General features: G+C 69.2%; 19 protein-coding genes and 1 tRNA gene. 10 read left to right on the top strand and 10 right to left on the bottom strand.

The genetic code is table 11. From position 1 onward, the window contains the following. Positions 1-27: 27 nt before the first annotated feature. Positions 28-1,737 (bottom strand): peptide chain release factor 3, encoded by a 1,710-nt coding sequence (locus K3M35_RS05570; protein ID WP_064060585.1) that lies wholly within the window; start codon positions 1,735-1,737, stop codon positions 28-30. Between the two features lie 205 nt (positions 1,738-1,942). Here K3M35_RS05570 and K3M35_RS05565 point away from each other — a divergent pair, with 205 nt between their 5' ends. Further along, positions 1,943-3,580 carry a fatty acyl-AMP ligase gene (locus K3M35_RS05565; protein WP_217580070.1) on the top strand — a complete coding sequence of 546 codons (1,638 nt, stop codon included), beginning with the start codon at positions 1,943-1,945 and terminating at the stop codon, positions 3,578-3,580. A 55-nt stretch (positions 3,581-3,635) separates the two neighbouring features. Here the strand turns inward: K3M35_RS05565 and pth are convergent, their stop codons facing one another. The 3 genes from pth to K3M35_RS05550 form a co-directional block, all read right to left on the bottom strand. Beyond that, the gene (gene pth, locus K3M35_RS05560) at positions 3,636-4,208 is read right to left on the bottom strand and encodes an aminoacyl-tRNA hydrolase (RefSeq protein ID WP_217580069.1); all 573 of its coding nucleotides are present in this window, start codon (positions 4,206-4,208) and stop codon (positions 3,636-3,638) included. 95 nt (positions 4,209-4,303) lie between these two features. After that, positions 4,304-4,912: a 50S ribosomal protein L25/general stress protein Ctc gene (locus K3M35_RS05555; RefSeq protein WP_006553837.1), complete on the bottom strand. Its 609-nt coding sequence runs from the start codon at positions 4,910-4,912 to the stop codon at positions 4,304-4,306. Positions 4,913-5,130: 218 nt separating this feature from the next. Next, on the bottom strand, positions 5,131-6,309 hold the full coding sequence (locus K3M35_RS05550; protein ID WP_006553838.1) for an aminotransferase class V-fold PLP-dependent enzyme: 1,179 nt from the start codon (positions 6,307-6,309) through the stop codon (positions 5,131-5,133). A gap of 154 nt (positions 6,310-6,463) precedes the next feature. Here K3M35_RS05550 and egtA point away from each other — a divergent pair, with 154 nt between their 5' ends. The 5 genes from egtA (at position 6,464) to K3M35_RS05525 (ending at position 11,968) form a co-directional block, all read left to right on the top strand. Next, positions 6,464-7,693, top strand: a complete 1,230-nt coding sequence (gene egtA / locus K3M35_RS05545; protein ID WP_220666127.1) for an ergothioneine biosynthesis glutamate--cysteine ligase EgtA — start codon at positions 6,464-6,466, stop codon at positions 7,691-7,693. Next, positions 7,690-8,982: an ergothioneine biosynthesis protein EgtB gene (gene egtB / locus K3M35_RS05540; protein ID WP_217580068.1), complete on the top strand. Its 1,293-nt coding sequence runs from the start codon at positions 7,690-7,692 to the stop codon at positions 8,980-8,982. The genes egtA and egtB overlap by 4 nt, the downstream gene beginning before the upstream one ends. Continuing rightward, entirely contained in the window at positions 8,975-9,724 is a 750-nt protein-coding gene (gene egtC / locus K3M35_RS05535; protein ID WP_006553841.1) for an ergothioneine biosynthesis protein EgtC, read from the top strand. The genes egtB and egtC overlap by 8 nt, the downstream gene beginning before the upstream one ends. After that, entirely contained in the window at positions 9,721-10,677 is a 957-nt protein-coding gene (gene egtD, locus K3M35_RS05530) for an L-histidine N(alpha)-methyltransferase (RefSeq protein ID WP_006553842.1), read from the top strand. The genes egtC and egtD overlap by 4 nt, the downstream gene beginning before the upstream one ends. Before the next feature lie 64 nt (positions 10,678-10,741). Then, positions 10,742-11,968, top strand: a complete 1,227-nt coding sequence (locus tag K3M35_RS05525; protein WP_019288756.1) for an MFS transporter — start codon at positions 10,742-10,744, stop codon at positions 11,966-11,968. Here the strand turns inward: K3M35_RS05525 and K3M35_RS05520 are convergent. The 6 genes from K3M35_RS05520 to K3M35_RS05495 all read right to left on the bottom strand — a co-directional run bounded on the left by K3M35_RS05520 (position 11,937) and on the right by K3M35_RS05495 (position 18,843). After that, positions 11,937-14,525, bottom strand: coding sequence for a LuxR C-terminal-related transcriptional regulator (locus K3M35_RS05520; protein WP_217580066.1), 2,589 nt, complete (start codon positions 14,523-14,525; stop codon positions 11,937-11,939). The two genes, K3M35_RS05525 and K3M35_RS05520, sit on opposite strands and share 32 nt — an antisense overlap. Positions 14,526-14,745: 220 nt before the next feature. Continuing rightward, positions 14,746-15,423 (bottom strand): hypothetical protein, encoded by a 678-nt coding sequence (locus tag K3M35_RS05515; RefSeq protein ID WP_217580065.1) that lies wholly within the window; start codon positions 15,421-15,423, stop codon positions 14,746-14,748. Between the two features lie 157 nt (positions 15,424-15,580). After that, complete coding sequence (locus K3M35_RS05510) at positions 15,581-16,210, bottom strand: DUF2461 domain-containing protein (protein ID WP_217580064.1); 630 nt, start codon at positions 16,208-16,210, stop codon at positions 15,581-15,583. A gap of 32 nt (positions 16,211-16,242) precedes the next feature. After that, positions 16,243-17,220 (bottom strand): ribose-phosphate diphosphokinase, encoded by a 978-nt coding sequence (locus tag K3M35_RS05505; RefSeq protein ID WP_006553847.1) that lies wholly within the window; start codon positions 17,218-17,220, stop codon positions 16,243-16,245. After that, positions 17,217-18,692, bottom strand: a complete 1,476-nt coding sequence (glmU, locus tag K3M35_RS05500) for a bifunctional UDP-N-acetylglucosamine diphosphorylase/glucosamine-1-phosphate N-acetyltransferase GlmU (RefSeq protein ID WP_006553848.1) — start codon at positions 18,690-18,692, stop codon at positions 17,217-17,219. The genes K3M35_RS05505 and glmU overlap by 4 nt, the downstream gene beginning before the upstream one ends. Before the next feature lie 79 nt (positions 18,693-18,771). Next, positions 18,772-18,843: transfer RNA gene (locus tag K3M35_RS05495), tRNA-Gln, on the bottom strand. Positions 18,844-19,035: 192 nt separating this feature from the next. Here K3M35_RS05495 and K3M35_RS05490 point away from each other — a divergent pair. The 4 genes from K3M35_RS05490 to K3M35_RS05475 all read left to right on the top strand — a co-directional run bounded on the left by K3M35_RS05490 (position 19,036) and on the right by K3M35_RS05475 (position 21,337). After that, entirely contained in the window at positions 19,036-19,641 is a 606-nt protein-coding gene (locus tag K3M35_RS05490) for a TetR/AcrR family transcriptional regulator (RefSeq protein WP_024103232.1), read from the top strand. Between the two features lie 83 nt (positions 19,642-19,724). Then, positions 19,725-20,366, top strand: coding sequence for a ScbR family autoregulator-binding transcription factor (locus K3M35_RS05485; RefSeq protein ID WP_033098277.1), 642 nt, complete (start codon positions 19,725-19,727; stop codon positions 20,364-20,366). Next, entirely contained in the window at positions 20,363-20,692 is a 330-nt protein-coding gene (locus tag K3M35_RS05480; protein ID WP_024103234.1) for a helix-turn-helix domain-containing protein, read from the top strand. The genes K3M35_RS05485 and K3M35_RS05480 overlap by 4 nt, the downstream gene beginning before the upstream one ends. Positions 20,693-20,758: 66 nt before the next feature. Beyond that, the gene (locus tag K3M35_RS05475) at positions 20,759-21,337 is read left to right on the top strand and encodes a PIN domain-containing protein (protein ID WP_039584602.1); all 579 of its coding nucleotides are present in this window, start codon (positions 20,759-20,761) and stop codon (positions 21,335-21,337) included. Position 21,338 lies beyond the last annotated feature (1 nt).

The raw sequence follows: 21,338 nt of genomic DNA, 5'->3' as shown, positions 1-21,338 counted from the left end.
ACTACCCGTCCGGCGTCGCCGGGACGCTCAGTCGGTCGCCGCGACCAACGGTTCGAGAGTCAGCTCCGGCAACTCCTTGAGGATGTACTGCAGCCGCCACTTGTCGCTGACGAGAGCGAGGAGCACGCCGTCCGACCGGGTGAACACCTCCACGCCGCGCTGGCGGTTCAGTTCGTCGGCCGAAGCCGCATCGGTGCGACGCGCGAGCGAGTAGCCGAGATGCTCGATCTTCGGGTCGACGTTGTACTCGGCCTTCATCCGCGCCGCGACCACCTCGAACTGCATCGGACCCACGGCCGCCATCACCGGCGACGCGTCGCCGCGGACGTCGTTGCGGAGGATCTGCACGACGCCCTCGGAATCGAGCTGGTCCACGGCCTTGCGGAACTGCTTGTACTTCGAGGCGCTCTCGGCCCGCAGGATCGCGAAGTGCTCGGGCGCGAACGACGGAATGGGCGGGAACTCCACCTTCTTGTCGACGTAGAGGGTATGGCCCGGCGCCAGCGCGGTGGCGTTGACCAGGCCGACGACGTCGCCGGGATAGGCGTTCTCCACCGTGGAACGTTCGCGGCCGAAGACCGTCAGCGCGTACTTGGTGGCGAAGGGCTTACCGGTCTGCGCGTGCGTGACGACCATGCCGCGCTCGAACACACCCGAGACGACACGCATGAACGCGAGCCGGTCGCGGTGGGCGGTGTCCATGCCGGCCTGCACCTTGAACACGACGGCGCTGAACGGATCGTCGACCTCGCGAGCGGTCTCGTCGATGGCGAGACGGGCACGCGGTGGCGGTGCGAGCGTGACCAAGGTGTCGAGGATCTGCCGCACACCGAAGTTGAGCATCGCCGACGCGAAGATCACCGGCGAGGTCTGCCCGGCGAGGAACAATTCCTGATCGTGATCCTGGCCGTTGGACGACAGCAGTTCGGACTCCTCGGCGGCCTCGACCCAGGTGTCGCCCTCGAGGGCGAGCGCCTCGGCGGGGGACAGATGCTCCTCGGGCGCGATCTTGGCGCCACCGGCCGTGCGGGTGAACTTGATGTACTCGGCCGCGTCTCCGTCCTCGCCGCGACGCAGCAGACCGCGGAAGTCGCCGGCGATGCCCACGGGCCAGAACAGGGGAGTCGGCATCAGGCCGATGCGCTCGTCGATCTCGTCGAGCAGTTCCAGCGGCGTCCGGCCCGGTCGGTCCCACTTGTTGATGACGGTGACCACGGGGATGCCTCGGTGGCGGCACACCTGGAACAGCTTCAGGGTCTGCGGCTCGAGACCCTTCGCCGCGTCGATGAGCATGACGGCGGCGTCGACGGCGGTGAGGACGCGGTAGGTGTCCTCCGAGAAGTCGGAGTGACCGGGGGTGTCGACGAGATTGACGACGTTGACGACCTCGTCGTCGGTGCCCGCGACGTCCGAGCGGGTGTAGTTGAACTGCAGGGCCGTGGAGCTGACGGAGATGCCGCGGGCCTTCTCCATCTCCATCCAGTCGGAGACCGTCGACTTGCGGCCGGCCTTGCCGTGGACCGCGCCGGCCTCGGAGATGACCTTCGCGTGCAGGGCGAGCGCCTCGGTGAGCGTCGACTTACCGGCGTCGGGGTGGGAGATGACGGCGAAGGTGCGTCTGCGCTCGGCTTCGGCTCTGACCTCCTTCGCGGCCCCGGGCTTCGCTGTGCCGGAGGACTGCGCAGGCTCCGTCGTGCCGGTGGATTGACTGTCGGCCGAAGCGTGCGGGGTGCTCAACGGGAAAAACCTCTCGAAGGGGGCAGGGAGTAGGGGCGCTATCGCCGCCAACTCGTCCATGTTACTCGGCGATTCGGTGTCGATTTCCGCCAGATTCGATCACGTTTCCCCGAGGCCGCCCCATACCGACCACTCGACGGCGCACGCTGATGTGCAACTACCGGATCTTGATCGAGGTCGTGCACCACCGGACGAGGAGCGGGTCGTGAGCAGGTTCACCGAGGAGATGTACGCGACGGCGGAGTCGGACACCGGGGCTCTGGTCACCGGCGAACCGGATACGCCGTTGCGGCAGAACTGGGGAGAGATCCACCGGCAGGCCCGCCGCATGGCCGGCGCACTGGCCGCGGCGGGTATCGGACCCGGCGACGCGGTGGGTGTCCTCGCAGGACAACCGGTGGACATCGCACCGGTCTGCCAGGCCGTGTGGATGCGCGGCGGAAGCGTGACGATGCTGCACCAGCCCACGCCGCGCACCGACCTGCAGATGTGGTCGCGCGACACCGAGGTGGTCCTGCGGATGATCGACGCCCGCGCCGTCGTGCTCGGCGCACCCTTCGAGATCGCGGAGCCGCTGCTTCGCGAGCGGGGCATCTCCGTCGTCACCGTGGAGCGGATGCGGGAGGGGAGGCCCGTCGATCCCGTCGACACGGCGGAGTCCGACATCGTGCTCCAGCAGCTGACGTCCGGGTCCACCGGCTCGCCGAAGGCGGTGCGGATCACGCACGGCAACTTCTACGCCAACGCGACGGCGATGATGGACCGCGTCAAGTTCTCGCTCGACGACGACGTCATGATCAGCTGGCTGCCGCTGTTCCACGACATGGGCATGGTGGCCTTCCTCAGCGTCCCCATGCAGGTGGGCGCCGAGGTCGTCTCGGTCACGCCGCTGGACTTCCTGCGCTCTCCGATCCTGTGGGCGGAGCTGATCAGCAAGTATCACGGAACGCTCACCGCAGCACCGAATTTCGCGTACTCGTTGCTGGCCCGGAAGTTGTCGCAGGCGCCGGACGGCGCGCTCGACCTGTCGTCGATGCGCTGGATGTGGAACGGCGCCGAGCCGGTCGATCCCGACACGATGGAGGCCCTCGCGGAGGCCGGGGAGCGCTTCGGTCTCGACCCGTCCGCCCTCGCGCCCTCCTACGGGATGGCCGAGACCACGCTCGCGGTGTCGGTCCCCGATCCGGGACGCGGGATGGTGCTCGACTTGGTGGACCCCGACCTGCTCGAGGCCGGCGGGATGGCCGTGCCGACCAACCGCACCCACACGCGCCGCATGCCCACCCTCGGCCGTCTCGTGGCCGGTCTCGAGGGCCGGGTCGTCGGCCGTGACGGACAGGTGCTGCCACCCCGCGGCGTGGGCATCATCCAGTTGCGCGGCGAGGCCGTCACGCACGGCTATCTCACCGTGGACGGACCCGTACCCGCGCAGGACGCCGACGGCTGGCTCGACACCGGCGACGTGGGTTACTTCACCGAGGAAGGTCTCGTCGTGGTGTGCGGCCGGGTGAAGGACGTCATCATCATGGGCGGCCGCAACATTTATCCCACCGACATCGAGCGAGCGGCGGGGACCGTCGACGGGGTGCGTCCCGGCAACGCCGTCGCCATCCGGCTCGACGCGGGGGACAAGCGCGAATCGTTCGCGGTGGCCGTGGAGACCAAACTCTTCGACCACCCCGACGAGGTGCGCCGCATCGAACACGACGTCGTGCACGCGGTGGTCGCCGAGGTGGGCGTGCGGCCCCGCACGGTCGCGGTACTCGGTCCCGGCAGCATCCCGAAGACCTCCTCGGGCAAGCTGCGTCGCGGCACCTCGCTGGCACTGCTGACGCGGGCCTGAGCACCGCGCCACGCGACGCCGCTGCGACCGCGCCGGCCTCGGCGGAGGCGGGCGGTCAGTGGATGCGGTTCTGGGCGCCCTCGAGGCCGAGCCTCAGCAGCAGTTCGACGGCGTCGGCGCCTTTCTCGCACCACACGTCGAGCTCCTTGCGTTCGGTCGCCGAGAACGGCTTGAGCACGAAGTCGGCGGGATCCTGGCGGCCGGGAGGGCGGCCGATGCCCATCCGGACCCGCAGGTAGTCCTTGGTGCCGAGCGCCGACGAGGTCGACCGCAGGCCGTTGTGCCCGTTCTCGCCACCGCCGAGCTTGAGCCGAATCGTGCCGAAGTCCAGGTCGAGTTCGTCGTGTAGGACGATCACGTTCGAGGGATCGACCGAGAAGAACTTGGCCAGGGAGGCGACCGGACCGCCGGACAGGTTCATGTAGGTGCGCGGCTTCGCGATGATCACCTGCCGCCCGTCGAGCCGGGCCTGCACGATGTCGGCGTTGCTGCGCTTGTGCGCGGAGAACTTGCCGCCGACGCGTCCGGCCAGCACGTCGGCCACCATGAATCCGATGTTGTGCCGGGTGTTCTCGTACTTCGGGCCGGGGTTGCCGAGACCGACCACGAGCGCGGCGTCGTCGCCCACGAACTGATCCTTCCGTGCATTCGAACGACGTGCGGCGCGCCACCCCGAAGGGATGACGCGCCGCACGAGTGACTTCACAGGGAGCCGGTGAAGGCTCAGGCCTCCTCGGAGGCCTCTTCTGCGGTCTCTTCGCCCTCGGCGCCTTCCAGGGCGTCGGCGGAGGGAGCCTCGACGATGTTCACGAGCAGCAGCTCGGGATCGTCCTGCAGGGTCGCGCCGGCGGGCAGCTCGACGCCACCGGCCAGGATCTGGGTGCCGGCCTCGGCGCCCTCGATCGAGACGGTGATCTCCTCGGGGATGTTCAGGGCGTCGGCCTCGAGCTTGATCGTGTTGACCTCGTTGACCACCAGCGTGCCGGAGCCGGCCTCACCGGAGAGGACGACGGGCACCTCGACGGTGACCTTCTCGCCCTTCTTCACGACGAGCAGGTCGGCGTGCTCGATGTAGCGACGGATGGGGTGGACGACGACCGACTTGGTCAGCGCGAGCTGATCCTCGCCGTCGACGTCGAGGGTGAGGATGGCGTTGGTGCCGTGGTTACGCAGCACGGCTGCGAACTCGAGGTCGGGGAGGGCGAGGTGCCGGGGCTCGGTGCCGTGGCCGTAGAGGACGGCGGGGACCTGGCCGGCGCGACGGGCGCGGCGTGCGGCACCCTTGCCGAACTCGGTGCGGACGCTGGCTACGAGACGATTCTCGTCGGACATGATGTGACGGCTCCTACGCTGGTGGCACTTGGTGGTCGGGTGTTCTCGAACGAACGGATCCGACACGTGCGACCGGGGAGCACATTGCTTCCGTCGCAGCCGCGTCGATCACGGTGATCCAGCGATATTGCGGTTCACCCTCGCCGAGACAACTCGAACCACTTTACCGGACGACGTCGATCAGGGACAAACAGCCCTGTCGTCGACGCGCGTGAGCTTCACGACCGGGCGATGTCGTGCACCGAGGCGAGGAACCTGTCGACGTCGGCGGGGGAGACGAAGTAGTGCGGCGACGCCCGAACCACCGACTGCAGGTCGCGCGAGGTCATGTCCAGCAGCGTCGAACTGCGGCTGCTGACCGTGACCGTCACGGACCGCTCGGCCAGGGCGTCGCGGACCTCCCGCGGGTCGCGGCCGTCCACGGTGAACGAGACGATGCCGCTGCGCTGCTCGCCGAGGTCGGTGACGGTGACGCCGTCGATGCCCGCGAGCCCCTCGCGCACGTGCCCGGCCCGGTAGGCCACCGCCTCGGCCACGGCGTCGACACCCAGATCGAGGAGATAGTCCACGGCCGCGCCGAGCCCGAGCCGGGCCGCCACTCCGGCCTCCCACATCTCGAAGCGGGTGGCGTCCGGAGCGAGTTCGTAGCTGTCGGCCGAGGTCCACGAGGCGCTGTGCAGGTCGAGAACGGCCGGTTCGAGTTCGCTCACCAGGCGCGGCCGAACGTAGAGGAAACCGGTGCCGCGCGGCCCGCGGAGCCACTTGCGCCCGGTGCCCGACAGTGCGTCGACGTCGAGTTCGGGCACGCTCACCGGCAGCTGCCCCACCGACTGGCACGCGTCGAGCAGCACGAGCGCCCCGACCGCGTGCGCGGCGTCGGCGATCTCCCGCACCGGGTTGACGAGCCCGCCGTTGGTGGGGGCGTGCACGACGGACACCAGCCGCACCCGTTCGTCGAGCATCCCCTCGAGCGCCTCGACGTCGACGCGGCCGGAAGGATCGGACGGAACGACCTCGACGGTGGCGCCGGTCGCCCGCGCGCGCTGCAGCGCGGCGATCGCGTTTGCGGCGTATTCGGCCTGAGAGATCAGGATGCGGTCGCCGGGTCGCAGCGGCACCGCGTAGAAGAAGGACGTCCACGCCCGCGAGGCGCCGTCGGACAGCGCGAGGGAGGTCTCCGGCACGTCGAACAGGCGGCCGAGCGAGGTCTTCACGGCCGTCAGGTCGTCGAGCCGTTCGTCGGCCGCCACGTACCCGCCGATCTCGGCCTCGCGGCGCAGGTGCGCGAGCATCGTCTCGAGCACCGGTGCCGGGGGCAGCGACGAGCCGGCGCTGTCGAGGAAGACCCGATCGAAGCATCCCGGTGTGTCGCGTCGGGCCGCCTGGAGGTCCAGCACGGGCCGCTCACCTCCTCCGTCGTCCGTATCGTCGGGGTCGAGCCTGCCCGGTGGAGTGCGTTCGCGCACGCACCGGTGCGTTATCCGCGCGTCGTGTCCCCCGGCGGGTTAGTCTCGACCGCAGACCTGGCGCACCGGCCGAGGGGGTGGACGAATGGCAATGGCAGTCGATGCCGCAGCCTCCCGTGCCCGCAAGGACCTCGGCTCCCGAGCAGCAGCGGAGGACCACGTCCGCAGCAGGGCATTCCGGCTGGGAATCCCCAGTCTGATCGGGGTCGAGCTCGAATGGCTCACCGCGCGGGCCGACGGCACCGAATCGCGTCCCGAACTCACGAGGCTCGTCGAGGCCCTCGGGCCCCACGCGCCGCGCACGGTGGCGCCGTCGTCGTCGGCCCGTCCCCTGCCGTCGGGCAGCGCGGTCAGCGTCGAGCCGGGTGGTCAGATCGAGCTGTCGAGCGTGCCGTGCACTTCGGCACGGCAGGTGTGCGATCGGCTCACGGCCGACCTCCGCATGCTCCGGGCGTTGCTGGCCCGCCGGTCGGTGACCATGCTCGACCGCGCCGCCGACGAGGTGCGGCCTCCCCACCGTCTGCTGCGCACCCCGCGCTACGGAGCGATGGAACTCCGCTACGACCGGATCGGCCCGATGGGCCGGTTGATGATGAACAGCACTGCGTCCATACAGGTTTCCGTCGACGCGGGACGCGACGAGGCAGAGGTGGTGCAGCGCTGGGAGTTGCTCCACGCCATCGGCCCGGCGATGATCGCGGCCTTCGCGTGCTCGCCCCGGCTGCGAGGTGCTCCGGAGGGCGACTGGGCGTCGCAGCGGATGCGCACGTGGCTCGAACTCGATCCCGCCCTCGGTCACGTCGACCATCCCGCCGACTACCCCGCGTGGGTGCTCGACGCACCGCTGACCTGCGTGCGTTCGGAAATGCCCGAATGGTACGCACCGCCCGGCGCCACCTTCGCGGCGTGGCTCGCGGGCGAGCTCGACGCCGACATCCACCGTCGACCCACCATCGACGACCTCGACTACCACATGACGACGCTGTTCCCGCCTGTTCGTCCGTGCGGGCATCTCGAGGTGCGTTATCTCGACGCCCAGCCGGCCGAGTCGTGGCAGGTGCCCGTCGCGGCTCTCGAGGCGTTGCTGTCGGCGCCCGAGGTCTCCGCGGAGGCGTGCGCGATCGCCGCGCCGGTGCGCGACCAGTGGTCCGAGGCGGCCCGCGTCGGTCTCGCCTCGCTCGAATTGCGTGCTGCCGCGGCGGGTTTGCTCTCGCTCGCGGCGGAGTCCTCCCGCGACATGCGGTTCACCGCGGCGCTCGACGCGGCCGCGGCACGGTGCCTGCGCGGTCTGGCGCCGGGTGAGGAGGTGCGGTGACACCTGCTCGTGTTGCGCTCAGGCGGCACCTCGAGCGGGCGCGTGCCCGCACCGAGGTACTCGCCTCCGTGCCGGAACAGGATCTCACCGCACAACATTCGCCGTTGATGAGCCCGCTGGTGTGGGATCTCGCGCACATCGCCAACCAGGAGGAGCGCTGGCTCGTGCGGGTCGCGGGCAGGCGCCCTGCGGTTCGCGGCGACATCGACGATCTCTACGACGCGTTCCGGCATCCCCGCGCGACCCGCACGGGGCTGCCACTGCTCGACCCCGACGCCGCCCGCCGTTACGCGCGTGCCGTCCGCGAGCTCACCTGGGATGTGCTCGAAGACAGTGCATTCGACGACGATCTGACCCGCGAGGGTTTCGTATTCGCGATGGTCGCGCAGCACGAACAGCAGCACGGCGAGACGATGCTCGCGACGCACCAGTTACGGCAGGGTCCACCCTTGCTCGACGCGCCGGAAGCGCCGCGCACCGGAACCGTCCGCGACACCGAACGTGTCCGGATCCCCGCCGGCGCATTCGAGATGGGCACGTCCACCGATCCGTGGGCCCTCGACAACGAGCGCCCGGCACACGTCGTCGAGGTGCCGGAGTTCGAACTCGACGCGGTGCCCGTCACCAACCGCCGTTACCTCGGGTTCGTCGAGGACGGCGGTTACGAGCGGCCCGAACTGTGGAGCGAGGCAGGTTGGCAGCACCGCCTCGACGCCCGTCTCGAGGCCCCGCAGTTCTGGAGTCGCGACGAAACCGGATGGAGCCGAACGGCCTTCGGCCGCACGATGCCGCTGCACCCGGACGAGCCGGTCGTGCACGTGTGCTTCCACGAGGCGGAGGCGTTCGCCCGCTGGGCCGGTGGACGTCTTCCGACCGAGGCCGAATGGGAGAAGGCGGCACGCTGGGATCCGGCCACCGGGCTCAGCCGCCGATTCCCGTGGGGCGACGAGGATCCCGGTCCCGAGCACGCGAATCTCGGTCAGCGTCATCTCGGTCCCGCCGTCGTCGGCGCGTATCCGCAGGGAGCGTCACCGCTCGGGGTGCACCAGCTGATCGGCGACGTCTGGGAGTGGACGTCCACACCGTTCACCGGTTATCCGGGCTTCCGCGCGTTCCCGTACCGCGAGTACTCGGAGGTCTTCTTCGGCGACGGACACCGGGTTCTGCGCGGAGGCTCGTTCGGAACCGACGAGGTCGCGTGCCGCGGAACCTTCCGCAACTGGGATCTGCCGATCCGCCGTCAGATCTTCTCCGGGCTCCGCGTCGCGTACGGGACGGGCGATGTGTAGACATCTGGCGTACATCGGGCCGGAGACGAACGTCGCGGCACTGCTGTCCACCGGAACCAACTCGCTGCTCCGCCAGTCGTGGGCGCCCACCGACATGCGTGGGGGAGGCACGATCAACGCCGACGGATTCGGTGTCGGATGGTGGAGTGCCGAGGGCACCTTCGGGCGCTACCGGTCGGCGTTGCCGATCTGGTCCGATCCCTTCGTCGGTGAAGGCCTGACGTCGATACGGTCGCGCACCGTCGTCGCCGCGACCCGCTCGGCCACCGAGGGGATGCCCGTCGAACGGTCGGCGGCCGCGCCCTTCTCCGACGACCGGTGGGCGTTCAGTCTCAACGGTGTCGTCCGGGGCTGGCCGGGATCGCTCGTCACCCTCGCCGGCGCGCTTCCCGTCGCCGAACTGCTGCAGCTCGAATCACCGACCGATGCTGCCACGCTGTGGCTCCTGCTCCAGTCGCGTCTGCGCTCGGCCGATCCCGAGCCGGCGCTGATCTCACTCGTCCACGACGTGCTGGAACTCGCACCGGAATCACGGTTGAACATGTTGCTGTGCAACGAATCCGGGATCTGGGCCACCGCCTGGTACCACTCGCTGTGGACGTTCGTCGACGAGCAGGTCGCGATCGTGGCGTCCGAACCGTTCGACGACGACAGCCGCTGGAAACCCGTACCCGACCGGCATCTCGTCGCCGCGATGCCGGGCAAACTCATCGTCTCACCACTGGAGGTCGGTTCACCGTGATCGTCGACGTGCATCTGCGCCCCGAGGACCTCGACGCCAAACTGCGCGAGGACGCACGGCGCGGACTCACGTCCGATCCCAAGTACCTGTCGCCGACCTGGCTGTACGACGCGCGGGGCAGCGAACTGTTCGACGAGATCACGCGACTGCCCGAGTACTATCCGACACGCACCGAATTCGCACTGCTGCGACAGCACGCCGCCGACTTCGCCGATGCCGCCCGCCCCGAGATGCTCGTCGAACTCGGCTCCGGGTCGTCCGAGAAGACGCACGTGCTGCTCGACGCCCTCGAACCGTATCTCCACACCTACGTGCCGCAGGACGTCTCCGAACCGGCGTTGCGGTCGGCCGTCACCCGGCTGGCGGCGGAGTATCCGAACCTGACGGTGCACGGGGTTGTCGGCGACTTCACCGATTCGCTCACGCATCTGCCGGCCGGCGGGAAACGCGCGATCGCGTTCCTCGGCGGCACGATCGGCAATCTTGTCCCGAGCGAACGCGCACAGTTCCTCGCCGGGACGGCCGCGATCCTCCATCCCGGCGAGTGGCTGCTCCTCGGCGCCGGTCTCGTCATCGACCGCGACACCCTGATCGCCGCCTACGACGACGCGGCCGGCGTGACGGCGGAGTTCGACCGGAACGTCCTGCGGGTGCTCAACGACCGGCTCGGCGCCGACTTCGATCCCGCCCGGTTCGTGCACCGCGCCGTCTGGGACCCGGAGAACGAGTGGATCGAGATGCGCCTCGAGGCGACCGAGGCGATGGACGTGACGATCCCGGGCCTCGACCTGCAGATCTCCTTCGCCGAGGGTGAGCAGATCCGGACCGAGATCTCCGCGAAGTTCCGCCTCGTCGGAATCTCGCAGGAACTCGCCGACGCGGGATTCGTGGTCCGGCACGAATGGGTGGATCCGGACGGACGGTTCGTCCTGCTCGCCGCATCCCGGGAGTAGTCCTCGAAAGGCGGCCGACGAGCCGATTCGACTTCCGCCGCGCCCACACGGGACGCTGGAGGACATGGCGTCCTCCCGTCCCGTCCTGACGACCCCGGTCCTGTTGCTCATGGCCGTGGCGACGGGTCTGTGCGTGGGTGGCAACTACTTCAACCAGCCGCTGCTCGACTCGATCGCCGAAGCACTGGACACCTCCCGATCGGCCGCCGCCTCTACCGTGACGGTCGCGCAGGTCGCCTATGCTCTCGGCCTGCTGTTCCTCGTGCCGCTCGGCGACATGTTCCCGCAGCGGCGGCTGGCGGTGATGCTCATGCTGGCCGCGGCGGCGGGGCAGGGGCTGAGCGGATTCGCGCCGAACATCGGGGTGCTCGTGGTGGGCACCGCTGTCGCCGGTCTGTTCTCGGTGGCCGCGCAGGTGCTGGTGCCGTTCGCGGCGACCCTCGCGACGCCGGAATCGAGGGGTCGCGCGGTCGGCACCGTGATGAGCGGGCTGCTCGTCGGGATCCTCGTGGCCCGGAGCGTCGCGGGCATCCTCGCCGAACTCGGCGACAGTTGGACGACGGTCTACCGGGTGAGCGCGGTCGCGATGGTGATCGTGGCGCTCGCGTTGTGGCGGGTGCTGCCGGCGACGCCACCGGTGGTCCGTCAGGGTTACGGCAGCACGCTGCGATCACTCGGGACGTTGATCGTCACGCATCCTCGCCTGCGCACCCGGACCCTGCTCGGCGGGCTGGGTTTCGCGTCGGTGGGCGCGCTGTTCTCGACGATGGCGTTTCTGCTGTCCGACCCGCCCTTCGGCCTCGACGACCTGCAGATCGGGCTCGTCGGGCTGGCCGGGGTGGCCGGTGCGTTCGCCGCGACCGCGGCGGGCCGGCTCGTCGACCGCGGTTACGGACCGCCGACGACGGCGGTGGGAGTGTTCACGCTGATCGCGTCGTGGGCGGCGCTCGCGGCGGGTGCGAGCTCGCTGGTGTGGTTCGTCGTCGGGATGCTCGTCGTCGACCTCGCGCTCAACCTCGTGCACATCACCAACCAGAACATCGTGTACGCCCTCGACCCCGACGCCCGCTCGCGCGTCAATTCCGTCTACATGACGGGCTACTTCATCGGTGCGGCGTCCGGTTCGGCGCTCGGCACGATGGCGTGGAGCGCCGGCGGGTGGACCGCGGTGTGTGTGCTCGGTGTCGGACTGGCGGCGCTCGCGGGTGTCGTGTGGGCGCTCGATCTTCGGCTCACCGCCCGGATGCGTGCGCGTTCGGCTACAGCGACCGGCGGACCGGCAGCAGCCTGAGATCGCGCGCCCGGCCGATGGCTTCCACCCGCGTGTGCACGCCGAGCTTGCGGTAGATGCTGCGCAACTGGGTCTTGATCGTGTTGTGCGAGACGAACAACTTCTTCGCGATGTCGGCGTGCGTCGATCCCAGCGCCAGCAACTCCAGCACGTCTGTCTCCCGCCGGGACAGTTCGACATGGGTGACCGGTTCGGTGAAGACGGACCCGATCGCCTCGTCCGGGACGGTGAGACCGCCGGGCTCCGCGAGACGCCCGGCGACACCCTCGGCCAGAGTGGTGAAGGCGCGGCGGTTGCCGAGGGCCTCGGCGAGCGTGCAGGCCCGCTGCCAGCTGCGGACCGCGGCGTCCTTCTTGTCGAGATCGAGGTGGGCGCTCGCCTCGATGAGCAACGCCTCGACATGTGCGCGCGGGAAGCCGCACTCCGTCCACGGAACACGCTTGAGCTTCTTGAGCGCGATCTCCGGATGACCGGTGAACAGTTCGACACGCGCGTTCGTCACCACGAGCATCGGATGGGTCTGCGGCGACTCCTCGGCGAGGGCGCGCGCGAGGTTGCCGTTGCCGAGCGCCAGCTGCAGGTCGATCTCGGCGGCCCCGAGCAGGATGCGCGAGAACGCGCCGCGGTCGAACAGATCGTGGTGTGAAGCGATGAGCCGGTGCAGTTCGGTGAGTCCGTCGTAGGCGTTGCCCGCCGCCAGGTTGTAGTAGGCCCGGCCGTAGGCGACGAATCCCCAGAGTTCCTCCGAAACCCGCGGGACACCGAGCTCGTCGAGATATCCGACGGCACGGTCGAGCTCGAGCGAGTCGAGGTGGACGAGCGCGGACGCCACGCGACCACCCACCTTGACCATCTCGCCCCAGCGACCCTCGGTGGGCTCGGCGTTGCTCTCGATGCGCAGCCATTCCCGGGCGCGCGGATTGTCGCCCGTCACCGCCCAGTTCAGCGCCGAGCTGCCCGCGGCGTTCTGGATGACGAAGGCGATGTTCACGGCGTACGCACCGCGGTAGGCGCGGCGGAAGACGGTGGTGGACTCGGTCAGATATCCGGCGAGCTGGAGCGTGATCGCCCACTGCACGCGCAGCAGCGGCAGTTGCGGACCGAGATCGTCGGGCCGGTGTTCGAGGATCGAATCGACGAGCGGACGCAACAGCAGCGTCAACCGCGCGGCCTCACCGAATTCGCCCGAGACCCGCAGGGTCAGGGTCTGCACCGTCGCGACGTAGAGGGCCTGCGCGGCGCCGGGTGTCTTCCCGAGCTCGGTGAGTTCGTCGGGATCCGCGGGCAGGGAGGCGTGCAGGATCGAATGTTCGTCGAGCATCTGTGTGAACAGCGCGCGACCTGCCTGGACCGACGGATGGTCGCCGAGCTCCTGGTCGGGGATCTGCCGAAGCACCTTGACGAGAACGTCGAAAGAACTGTCGACCATGCGCGCCCAGGATTCCTCGACGATCGCCACGGCGGTCTCCCAGTCGCCGGCCTCGACGGCATAGATCGACGCCTCGGCGGGCCTGCCGGCGTCGCGATGGGCCCGGGCGAGTTCGACGAGCAGGGCGTCGACACGTCCGGGTTGCTCTCGGCGGGAGATGTCGAGCACGCACGAGCGGACGGCGTCGGGCCACCGCCACGTCCGGGGATCGTCGAAGGGCGAATCCATCAGGAGGCCGGCCGCGGCGAGCGTCGCGAGTGCGGCCTCGGGGTCCGCCGCGCCCGTCAGTTCGGCCGCCCGCTCGGCGGTGACGCTGTGGGCAGCGGCGACCGAGAACGCGAACTCGCGGTGCGCGTCGTCGAGTTCGTCGAGCCGGCTCTCCACATACGTCCGCACGAGGCGGGCCAAGGCCGGGGTCGGCAGTCCACGGGAGTCGATCAGGCGCTGGGGCCGGCTCCGGGCGACGGCCGCGGCCGCCGAGACCAGGGTGGGCACACCACCGAGCACGCGACACACGACCTCGCACTCGCTGTCGGAGCGCTCCGGTCCGGCGTCGCGCAACAGCGTCGTCGTCTCCTCGATGGTGAACGCGAGATCGGCCGCCGGGACGTACGTGGAGTCGATCCCGCGGAGGACGACCTCGGTCATGTCGGTGCTGTTTCCCGGCAGGCAGACGATCGCATCGAGCAGGGGGCACCGGTCGAGCAGCCGAAGGGTTGCTTCGAGCACCTCGGCCGAGTTCTGCGGCGACACACAGGCGAGCACGAGCAGGCAGGGCGACCCCAGATCGCGGAAGGTACGGACCACGCGCTCGAACGGGGAATCGTCGGGACCGTCGCCGGCGACCTCGACGGCCGGGTGATCGGCGAGGACCGCGAGCACATGCTCGGGCAGGTCGCCGTCGCCGGACGCCGTGAGTTCGGGAACCCAGACGATCGTGTGGTCGGGTGCGCCGCCCCGATGGAGCCATCCCGCGACGAGCGTCCGCTTGCCGAAACCCGGGGGAGCGTCGCTCACCGTCAGCGTGGAGCACCGGTCGAGACACGCGAACAATCGGGGTCGCGCCAGAGCCGAGGACAAGGAACGCCACGCGGGTGCACCGACGCGAGAGGAGTCGGAAACACTCACGCGCACTCCTTCGGAAGGCTTCAGCCCGGATCTGCACAGGCGGGAAGGCCCGAGCAGTGCCCCCGACAGGCTCTTGGTCGATCACAGACTACCTGGTCCGTTGTCGTGAGGTGCGGTAACGACAACCGTCGTGACGTGCGGTAACGACGGCAGCCCCGGCACCGGACCGTCGAGCGGACTCGACGGAGCGGGACGGGGCTGCGGTGGTGTGAGCCGGCGACTAGCTGCCGGATGCGCTCAGACGTGCCTTCTCGAGTGCGGCGAGGGTACGCAGGATCGTCGCCTTCTGCTTCTCCAGATCGCTGCGGCGGGCGCGGGCGGCGAGGCCGTTCTGCTCGGCGACGAGCGCGAGCTGCGCGTCGATCGCGGAGAGCTGATCGAGCAGCGCGAGGGCCCGGGTCTGGATCTCCTCGACGTCCACGGCGCCCGTCCGGACCGGAGCCGCGGACTTCGCCGGCTTGGCCGAAGCGGACGAGCTGCGGGTCGCGGAGGCCGGACGCGTCGACGTCTGCGCGGAGGAACCGGTGTGGCCCTCCGTGATCGCGGCGGCGCGGGGACGCAAGGTCTTGCGCACGAGCGCCGGGTCGGGCTGCTCGGCGAGACGGATGTCGTTGAGGGCGCGGCGGGCCTCGCGGGCGGCGAGGCGGTGCTCGTATTCCTCCTCGTCGTCGGACTGCAGGGTGCCGCCGATGGGGCGCAGGCCGTACATGCCCATGAACTTGCGGGCCTCGTCGATGACGGCTTCGTGCTTACGGCATGTGGCACAGCGAGGTTCGTTGCGGAAGACCTCGACAGAGTCGGTGTCGCCGCACCAGACGCACGCACCCGGCGACCATCGTCGGACCGTTCGGATTGTCGCGTTTTCCGTAGGGGCTTCGAGAGTTTGCGCGTCGGTCACGAGGTGCCACTTTAGGTGAAAGCCGAGTTACGCAGGGGAGGGGGGTCTCGCACGACCTGCGACGATTTCACGCGGCGTGACGAAGATCATCCCCGTCCCGGCGCGTCCTTCAAACCATTGCGCCACACAGCATTTCCATACCACCCGGTCTGCCGGATCACGTTGTGGTAGCAGCGGTGAGCCAGCGCACCAGCGGCCGGAACTCACGCCACGCCGAACGCACCTCCTCGAGGGTGCGCGGACTGTCGATCCACGGCGGGGAGATCTCGGTGCGACCGGCCCACAGCGACCGGTGACGCATGAGTTCGATGCGGGGATGATCGACGTCCACGCCGCGCGGCCGGGACTTCAACCGGTCGCCGCCGATCTCGTATCCCGCGCGTTCGAGCTTGCGCACGATCCTCCCGAGCTCGGGGCCGCGACGGTCGTGATCGACCCCGGTCCGGTAACCGGCGATCTGATCGGACGAGCCGTGGAACAGGCCGGCGGCGACCCGCAATCCGGCGGCGTTGATCTCGACGTAGTAGCCGACGCTCTGCGCGACGGAGGCGAATCCGCCCTGGTGGGTCTTGTACGGCAGCTTGTCTTTGCTGAACCGCACGTCGCGGTACGGGCGGAAGGCCTTGCCCTCCCCGAACTCCTCCTCGAGTTCCGCAAGTAGGGCAAGTATCGGGCCGCGCACGCAGTCGTCGTAGACGGCCTTGTGCGCGGCCCAGAATGCTTTGCTGTTGTCGGCCTCGAGATCGTCGTAGAAGTCGAGGGCCGCGACGGGAAATCCGGTGAACACCGGACAAGTCTGCCCCGTCGTCGAGCGGAAGGTCAGGCGACCCCGTTGAACAGCGAGGTGACCGAGCCGTTCTCGAAGACCTCGCGGATCGTCTGCGCGAGCAGCGGAGCGATCGACAGCACGGTGAGGCAGTCGAACTGCTTCTCCGGCGGGATCGGCAGCGTGTTGGTGACGATGACCTCCTTGGCGCCGCACGAAGCGAGGCGCTCGGCGGCCGGGTCGGAGAGCACACCGTGGGTGGCGGCGATGATGACGTCGCCCGCGCCGGCCTCCTTGAGGATCTTCACGGCGCCGGCGATGGTGCCACCGGTGTCGATCATGTCGTCGATCAGGATGCAGGTGCGGCCGTCGACCTCACCGACCACGCGGTTCGACTTGACCTGGTTGGGCACCAGCGGGTCGCGGGTCTTGTGGATGAACGCCAGCGGCGCGCCACCGAGGGTGTCGGCCCACTTCTCGGCCACCCGCACGCGACCGGAGTCGGGGGAGACCACGGCGATGTTCTCGACGCCGTACTTGCCGCGGATGTACTCGGCGAGCTGGCCCTGTGCGTGCATGTGGTCGACCGGACCGTCGAAGAAGCCCTGGATCTGATCGGTGTGCAGGTCGACCGTGATGATGCGGTCGGCGCCGGCGGTCTTGAGCAGATCGGCGATCAGGCGGGCGGAGATGGGCTCGCGGCCGCGGTGCTTCTTGTCCTGACGGGCGTAGGGGTAGAACGGCAGGATCGCGGTGATGCGCTTGGCCGAACCACGCTTGAGCGCGTCGATCATGATGAGCTGCTCCATGACCCACTGGTTCAGCGGGAACGGATGGCTCTGCAGCACGAAGGCATCCGAACCGCGCACCGACTCCTCGAAACGCACGAACGTCTCACCGTTCGCGAAGTCCCGTGCCGTCTGCGGGGTGAGGGGGACGCCCAGTTCCTTCGCGACCTGCTCTGCCAGCTCGGGATGGGCCCGGCCGGAGAAGAGCATCAAGTTCTTCTGGTTGTCGATCCAATTGGTCACTGGTTCTGGCCGTCCTTCTGGCGATCGTGGTCGTGCGGCTGCTGTGCTCTCGATGCTGCCTCGGCAGCGGGGGTACCGGCGCGATTTCGCTGGACCCACCCGTCAATATTGCGCTGTGGCGTACCCGACACCGCCAGCGCCCCCGGAGGAACGTCGCGACGGAGTACTGTTCCGGCGCCCGTGTAGGCGCCGTCGCCCACCGTGAGGGGAGCGACGAACATAGTGTCCGACCCGGTCCGGACGTGCGATCCGACGACCGTGCGGTACTTCTTCACCCCGTCGTAGTTGACGAACACGCTCGATGCCCCGATGTTGGAGTGCTCGCCGATCTCCGCGTCGCCGACATAAGTGAGGTGGGGGACCTTCGAATGCGCTCCGATCTGCGCGTTCTTCGTCTCGACGAAGGCGCCGAGCTTGCCGCACGCGCCGAGTTCGGTGCCGGGGCGCAGGTAGGTGAACGGGCCGACGGTGGCCTCCGCGCCGATCACGGCGTCGGAGCCGTGGGTGCGCATCACGGTGGCGCCGGCGCCGACCTGCACGTCGGTCAGCGTCGTGTCGGGGCCGACCTCCGCGTCGTCGGCGATCACCGTGCGGCCGCGCAACTGCACACCCGGGTGGATGGTGACGTCGGCCCCGAGCACGACGTCGACGTCGATCCACGTCGAAGCCGGGTCGATCACCGTGACACCCTCGCGCATCCAGTGCTCGAGCAGGCGCCGGTTGAGTTCGGTGGTCAGTGCGGCGAGCTGGACGCGGTCGTTGACGCCGGAGACCTGCACGGCGTCGTCGGTGTGGAGTCCGCGGACGGTGTGGCCCTCGTTGCGGGCGATCTTCACGACGTCGGTCAGGTACAGCTCGCCCTGCGAGTTGTCGGCGCTCAGCTTGCCGAGCGCGGATCGCAGCGCGGCCGCGTCGAAGGCGTACACGCCCGTGTTGATCTCCTGGATCGCGCGCTGCGTCGGCGAGGCGTCCTTCTCCTCGACGATCCCGGCGACGTCGCCGTCGGTGGTGCGCACGATGCGTCCGTAGCCGGTCGGCTCGGACACCGTCGTGGTGAGGACGGTGACGGCGGCAGGTTCGGTGTCGAGGTGTGCGTCGAGCAGTTCCTGCAGGGTGTCGGAGCGGAGCAGCGGGACGTCGCCGGCGGTGACGACGACCGTGCCGTCGAAGTCGTCGGGGAGGGCGCCGAGGCCGCACTCCACGGCGTGGCCGGTGCCGAGCTGTTCCTCCTGGACGGTCACCCGGATCTCGCGGTCGAGATCCGCGGCGACGGCGCTCACCTCGGCGGAGACCTCCTCGCGGCGGTGCCCGACGACGGTGACGAGATGGGCGGGTCCGAGTGCGGCGGCGGCGTACAGGGAGTGAGCGAGCATCGTGCGTCCACCGAGGGTGTGCAACACCTTCGGTGTCTTCGACCGCATCCTTGTTCCTGCTCCGGCTGCCAGCACGACGATCGCGGTCTGCACCTGCATGTAGCTCCCTCGACACGTTTCTGTACGCCGGTCCGTGCGTACACCGGGGAAGCGCTGAGGCTCCCCGGGACGGTTCCCGCTCCGCCGCCAGGACTCGAACCTGAACTATCTGAACCAAAATCAGAGGTGCTGCCGATTACACCACGGCGGATTGCCACACCCCCGCGGCGGAACCGGCGGGCGTGCGCCCCTGATCCTCGCACGAGACGGCGTCGACGTCGAACCTGGGGTGGCGCGATCGGGAATGGATAGGCTGTCGAACGTTCGAGTACGTCCCGCCGCCGAAGGAGGACCTGTGTCGCAGGCGTCGCAGAAGCGAACCGAGCGCACTCCGCGGATCCGGATGACGGGCACGCAGCGTCGGGAACAGCTCATCGAAATCGGTCGCGCCCTGTTCGCCGAGCGCGGCTACGAGGGCACCTCCATCGAGGAGATAGCCCAGCGGGCGCAGGTCTCCAAGCCGGTCGTCTACGAGCACTTCGGCGGTAAGGAAGGTCTCTACGCGGTGGTCGTGGACCGCGAGATGACCGTGCTGATGTCGATGGTCACCGAGAGCCTCACCCGCAACCGGTCGAGGATCCGCGTCGAGCGGGCCGCGCTCGCTCTGCTCACCTACATAGAGGAGCGCACCGACGGCTTCCGCATCCTCGTGCGTGACTCGCCGATGTCCGCCGAGGAAGGCACCTATTCGAGTCTGCTCAACGAGGCGATGCGTCAGGTGGGGAAGCTGTTGACCGGCGACTTCTCCCGGCGGGGGCTCAACCCGGAGTTCGCTCCGCTCTACGCCCAGGCTCTCGTCGGCATGGTCGCCACCACTGCGACGTGGTGGCTCGACCGCCGCACTCCGTCGAAGGAGGACGTCGCGGCCCACCTCGTGAACCTGTGCTGGAACGGCCTCATCGGTCTGGAAGCGGACCCGAAGCTCGGGGAACCCCCGGTTTCCGAATAGTCCTCTCGTTTCCGGGACCGTCTGCTCTCTACTTTCAGGTAAGTGGCGTTATCGTTGGGATACCCGTGAGAAGGCAGGCTGTGGTGGGACGACAAGTACGCGCAGAGGTGACACGCGAATCGGTGCTGCAGGGCGCAGCGACGATCTTCGTGCGCGACGGGTACGCGGACGCGAACCTGGGCGACATCATCGAGGAGGCCGGCGTCACCAAGGGTGCGCTGTACTTCCACTTCGGTTCGAAGGAAGAACTGGCGCGCGGGGTGATCGACTCCGGCTATCTCCGCTTCGAGGCCGCCGCCGAGTCCAAGATGGACCGCCGTTCCCCGGCGCTCGAGACACTGATCGACCTGTCGGTCCTGCACGTCGACATGTCCGAGACCGATTCCGTGGTGCGGGCGATGTTCCGGCTGCTGGTCGAGATCGGCGACTACCAGGGCACCGAGCACCGGCCCTACGAGATCTGGCAGAACAACCTGCAGGAGCTCGCGGCCCGGGCCGCCGACGAGGGCGACCTCGTCGAGGACGTCGACGTCCACGCGGTCTCCCTGCTGTTGCTCGAACAGGCGATGGGCGCCCGGATCATGGCGAACGCTCTCAAGGCGACCGAACGGCTCGCAGAGCAGACCGGTGCGATGTGGCAGATGATCCTGCCCGCGCTGGTGCCGGCGAACAAGCTCGAATACTTCCGGCAGTTCGTGGAGCGCCGTCTGCGGCTGCAGTCGTGACCTTCGGGCCGTTCTCCGCCGAGGAGGCCCCCGCGGCGCTGGCGGGTCTGCTCGACCGGTTCGGGTCCGACACCGCCGTGACGATCGGTGTCGTGCCGTCGTTGCTCACCATCGCCCAGGCCGCCGACGTCCTCGGCTGCTCCCGCCGGCACGTCGCGCGCCTGGTCGACACGGGCGCACTCTCCGCCGACTTCCACGGCCTGCACCGGCGGGTGTCGCGCTCCGACGTCCTCGACCTCGCGAAGCAGCAGGCGGAGGTGGTCACGACGGTCCTCGACGGACTCGCCGATCTCACGCGGCGCGAAGGACTGTACGACCCGTTCTGACAGCATGACGCGGCCCGCCGCGGCAGCACGGTACGGTCCGTTCCGACGGTTCGACGAAGGGTGACGATGCCGGTTCGAGTGGTGCTCGATGCGACGGTCCTCGCCCGCCCCCGCCTGCGCGATGTGGCGCTCGCCCTTACCGAAGACGGCCTCTACCAACCCTTCTGGAGCGACGGAATCATCGCGGAAGTGGACCGCCGACTGCCGCAGGAACTGCTGCGTCCCGCCCGCGACTTCCTCTTCGCCGAACTCGACCGCGCCTTCCCCGACGCCCGGGTGGTCTGGCCCACCACCGTGCTCCGCGAGGTGCCGCACGTGACGGGACCGAGGGAGGCACACGTGACCTCGGTGGCGCTGCTGTGCCACGCCGACGCCGTCGTCACCGCCGACCCCGAGCTCACCGGGGCACTGGAACGATCGGGTATCGAAGCGTGGACACCCGACGCTTTCGTCACCTTCGCGCTCGACGCCGATCCCGTCCGCACCCGCGCGGCACTGCTGAGAATGGTGCGCCGTCGCTGGCTCGCCGACGATGACACCCGGCGCGAGGCGGACGACGACGAACTGTTCGCACGGCTGGCCGAGTGGGCCGCGCGCGACCTCGGTGCAAACAGCGCCGACCTCCTCGCGCCCCCGGCGCGGTAGC

It is taken from the genome of Rhodococcus sp. DMU2021, assembly GCF_019641445.1.
Taxonomy (GTDB): domain Bacteria; phylum Actinomycetota; class Actinomycetes; order Mycobacteriales; family Mycobacteriaceae; genus Rhodococcus; species Rhodococcus pyridinivorans.
Note: the sequence above shows the minus strand (reverse complement) of the source record. Positions and strands in the feature narration are given on the sequence as shown.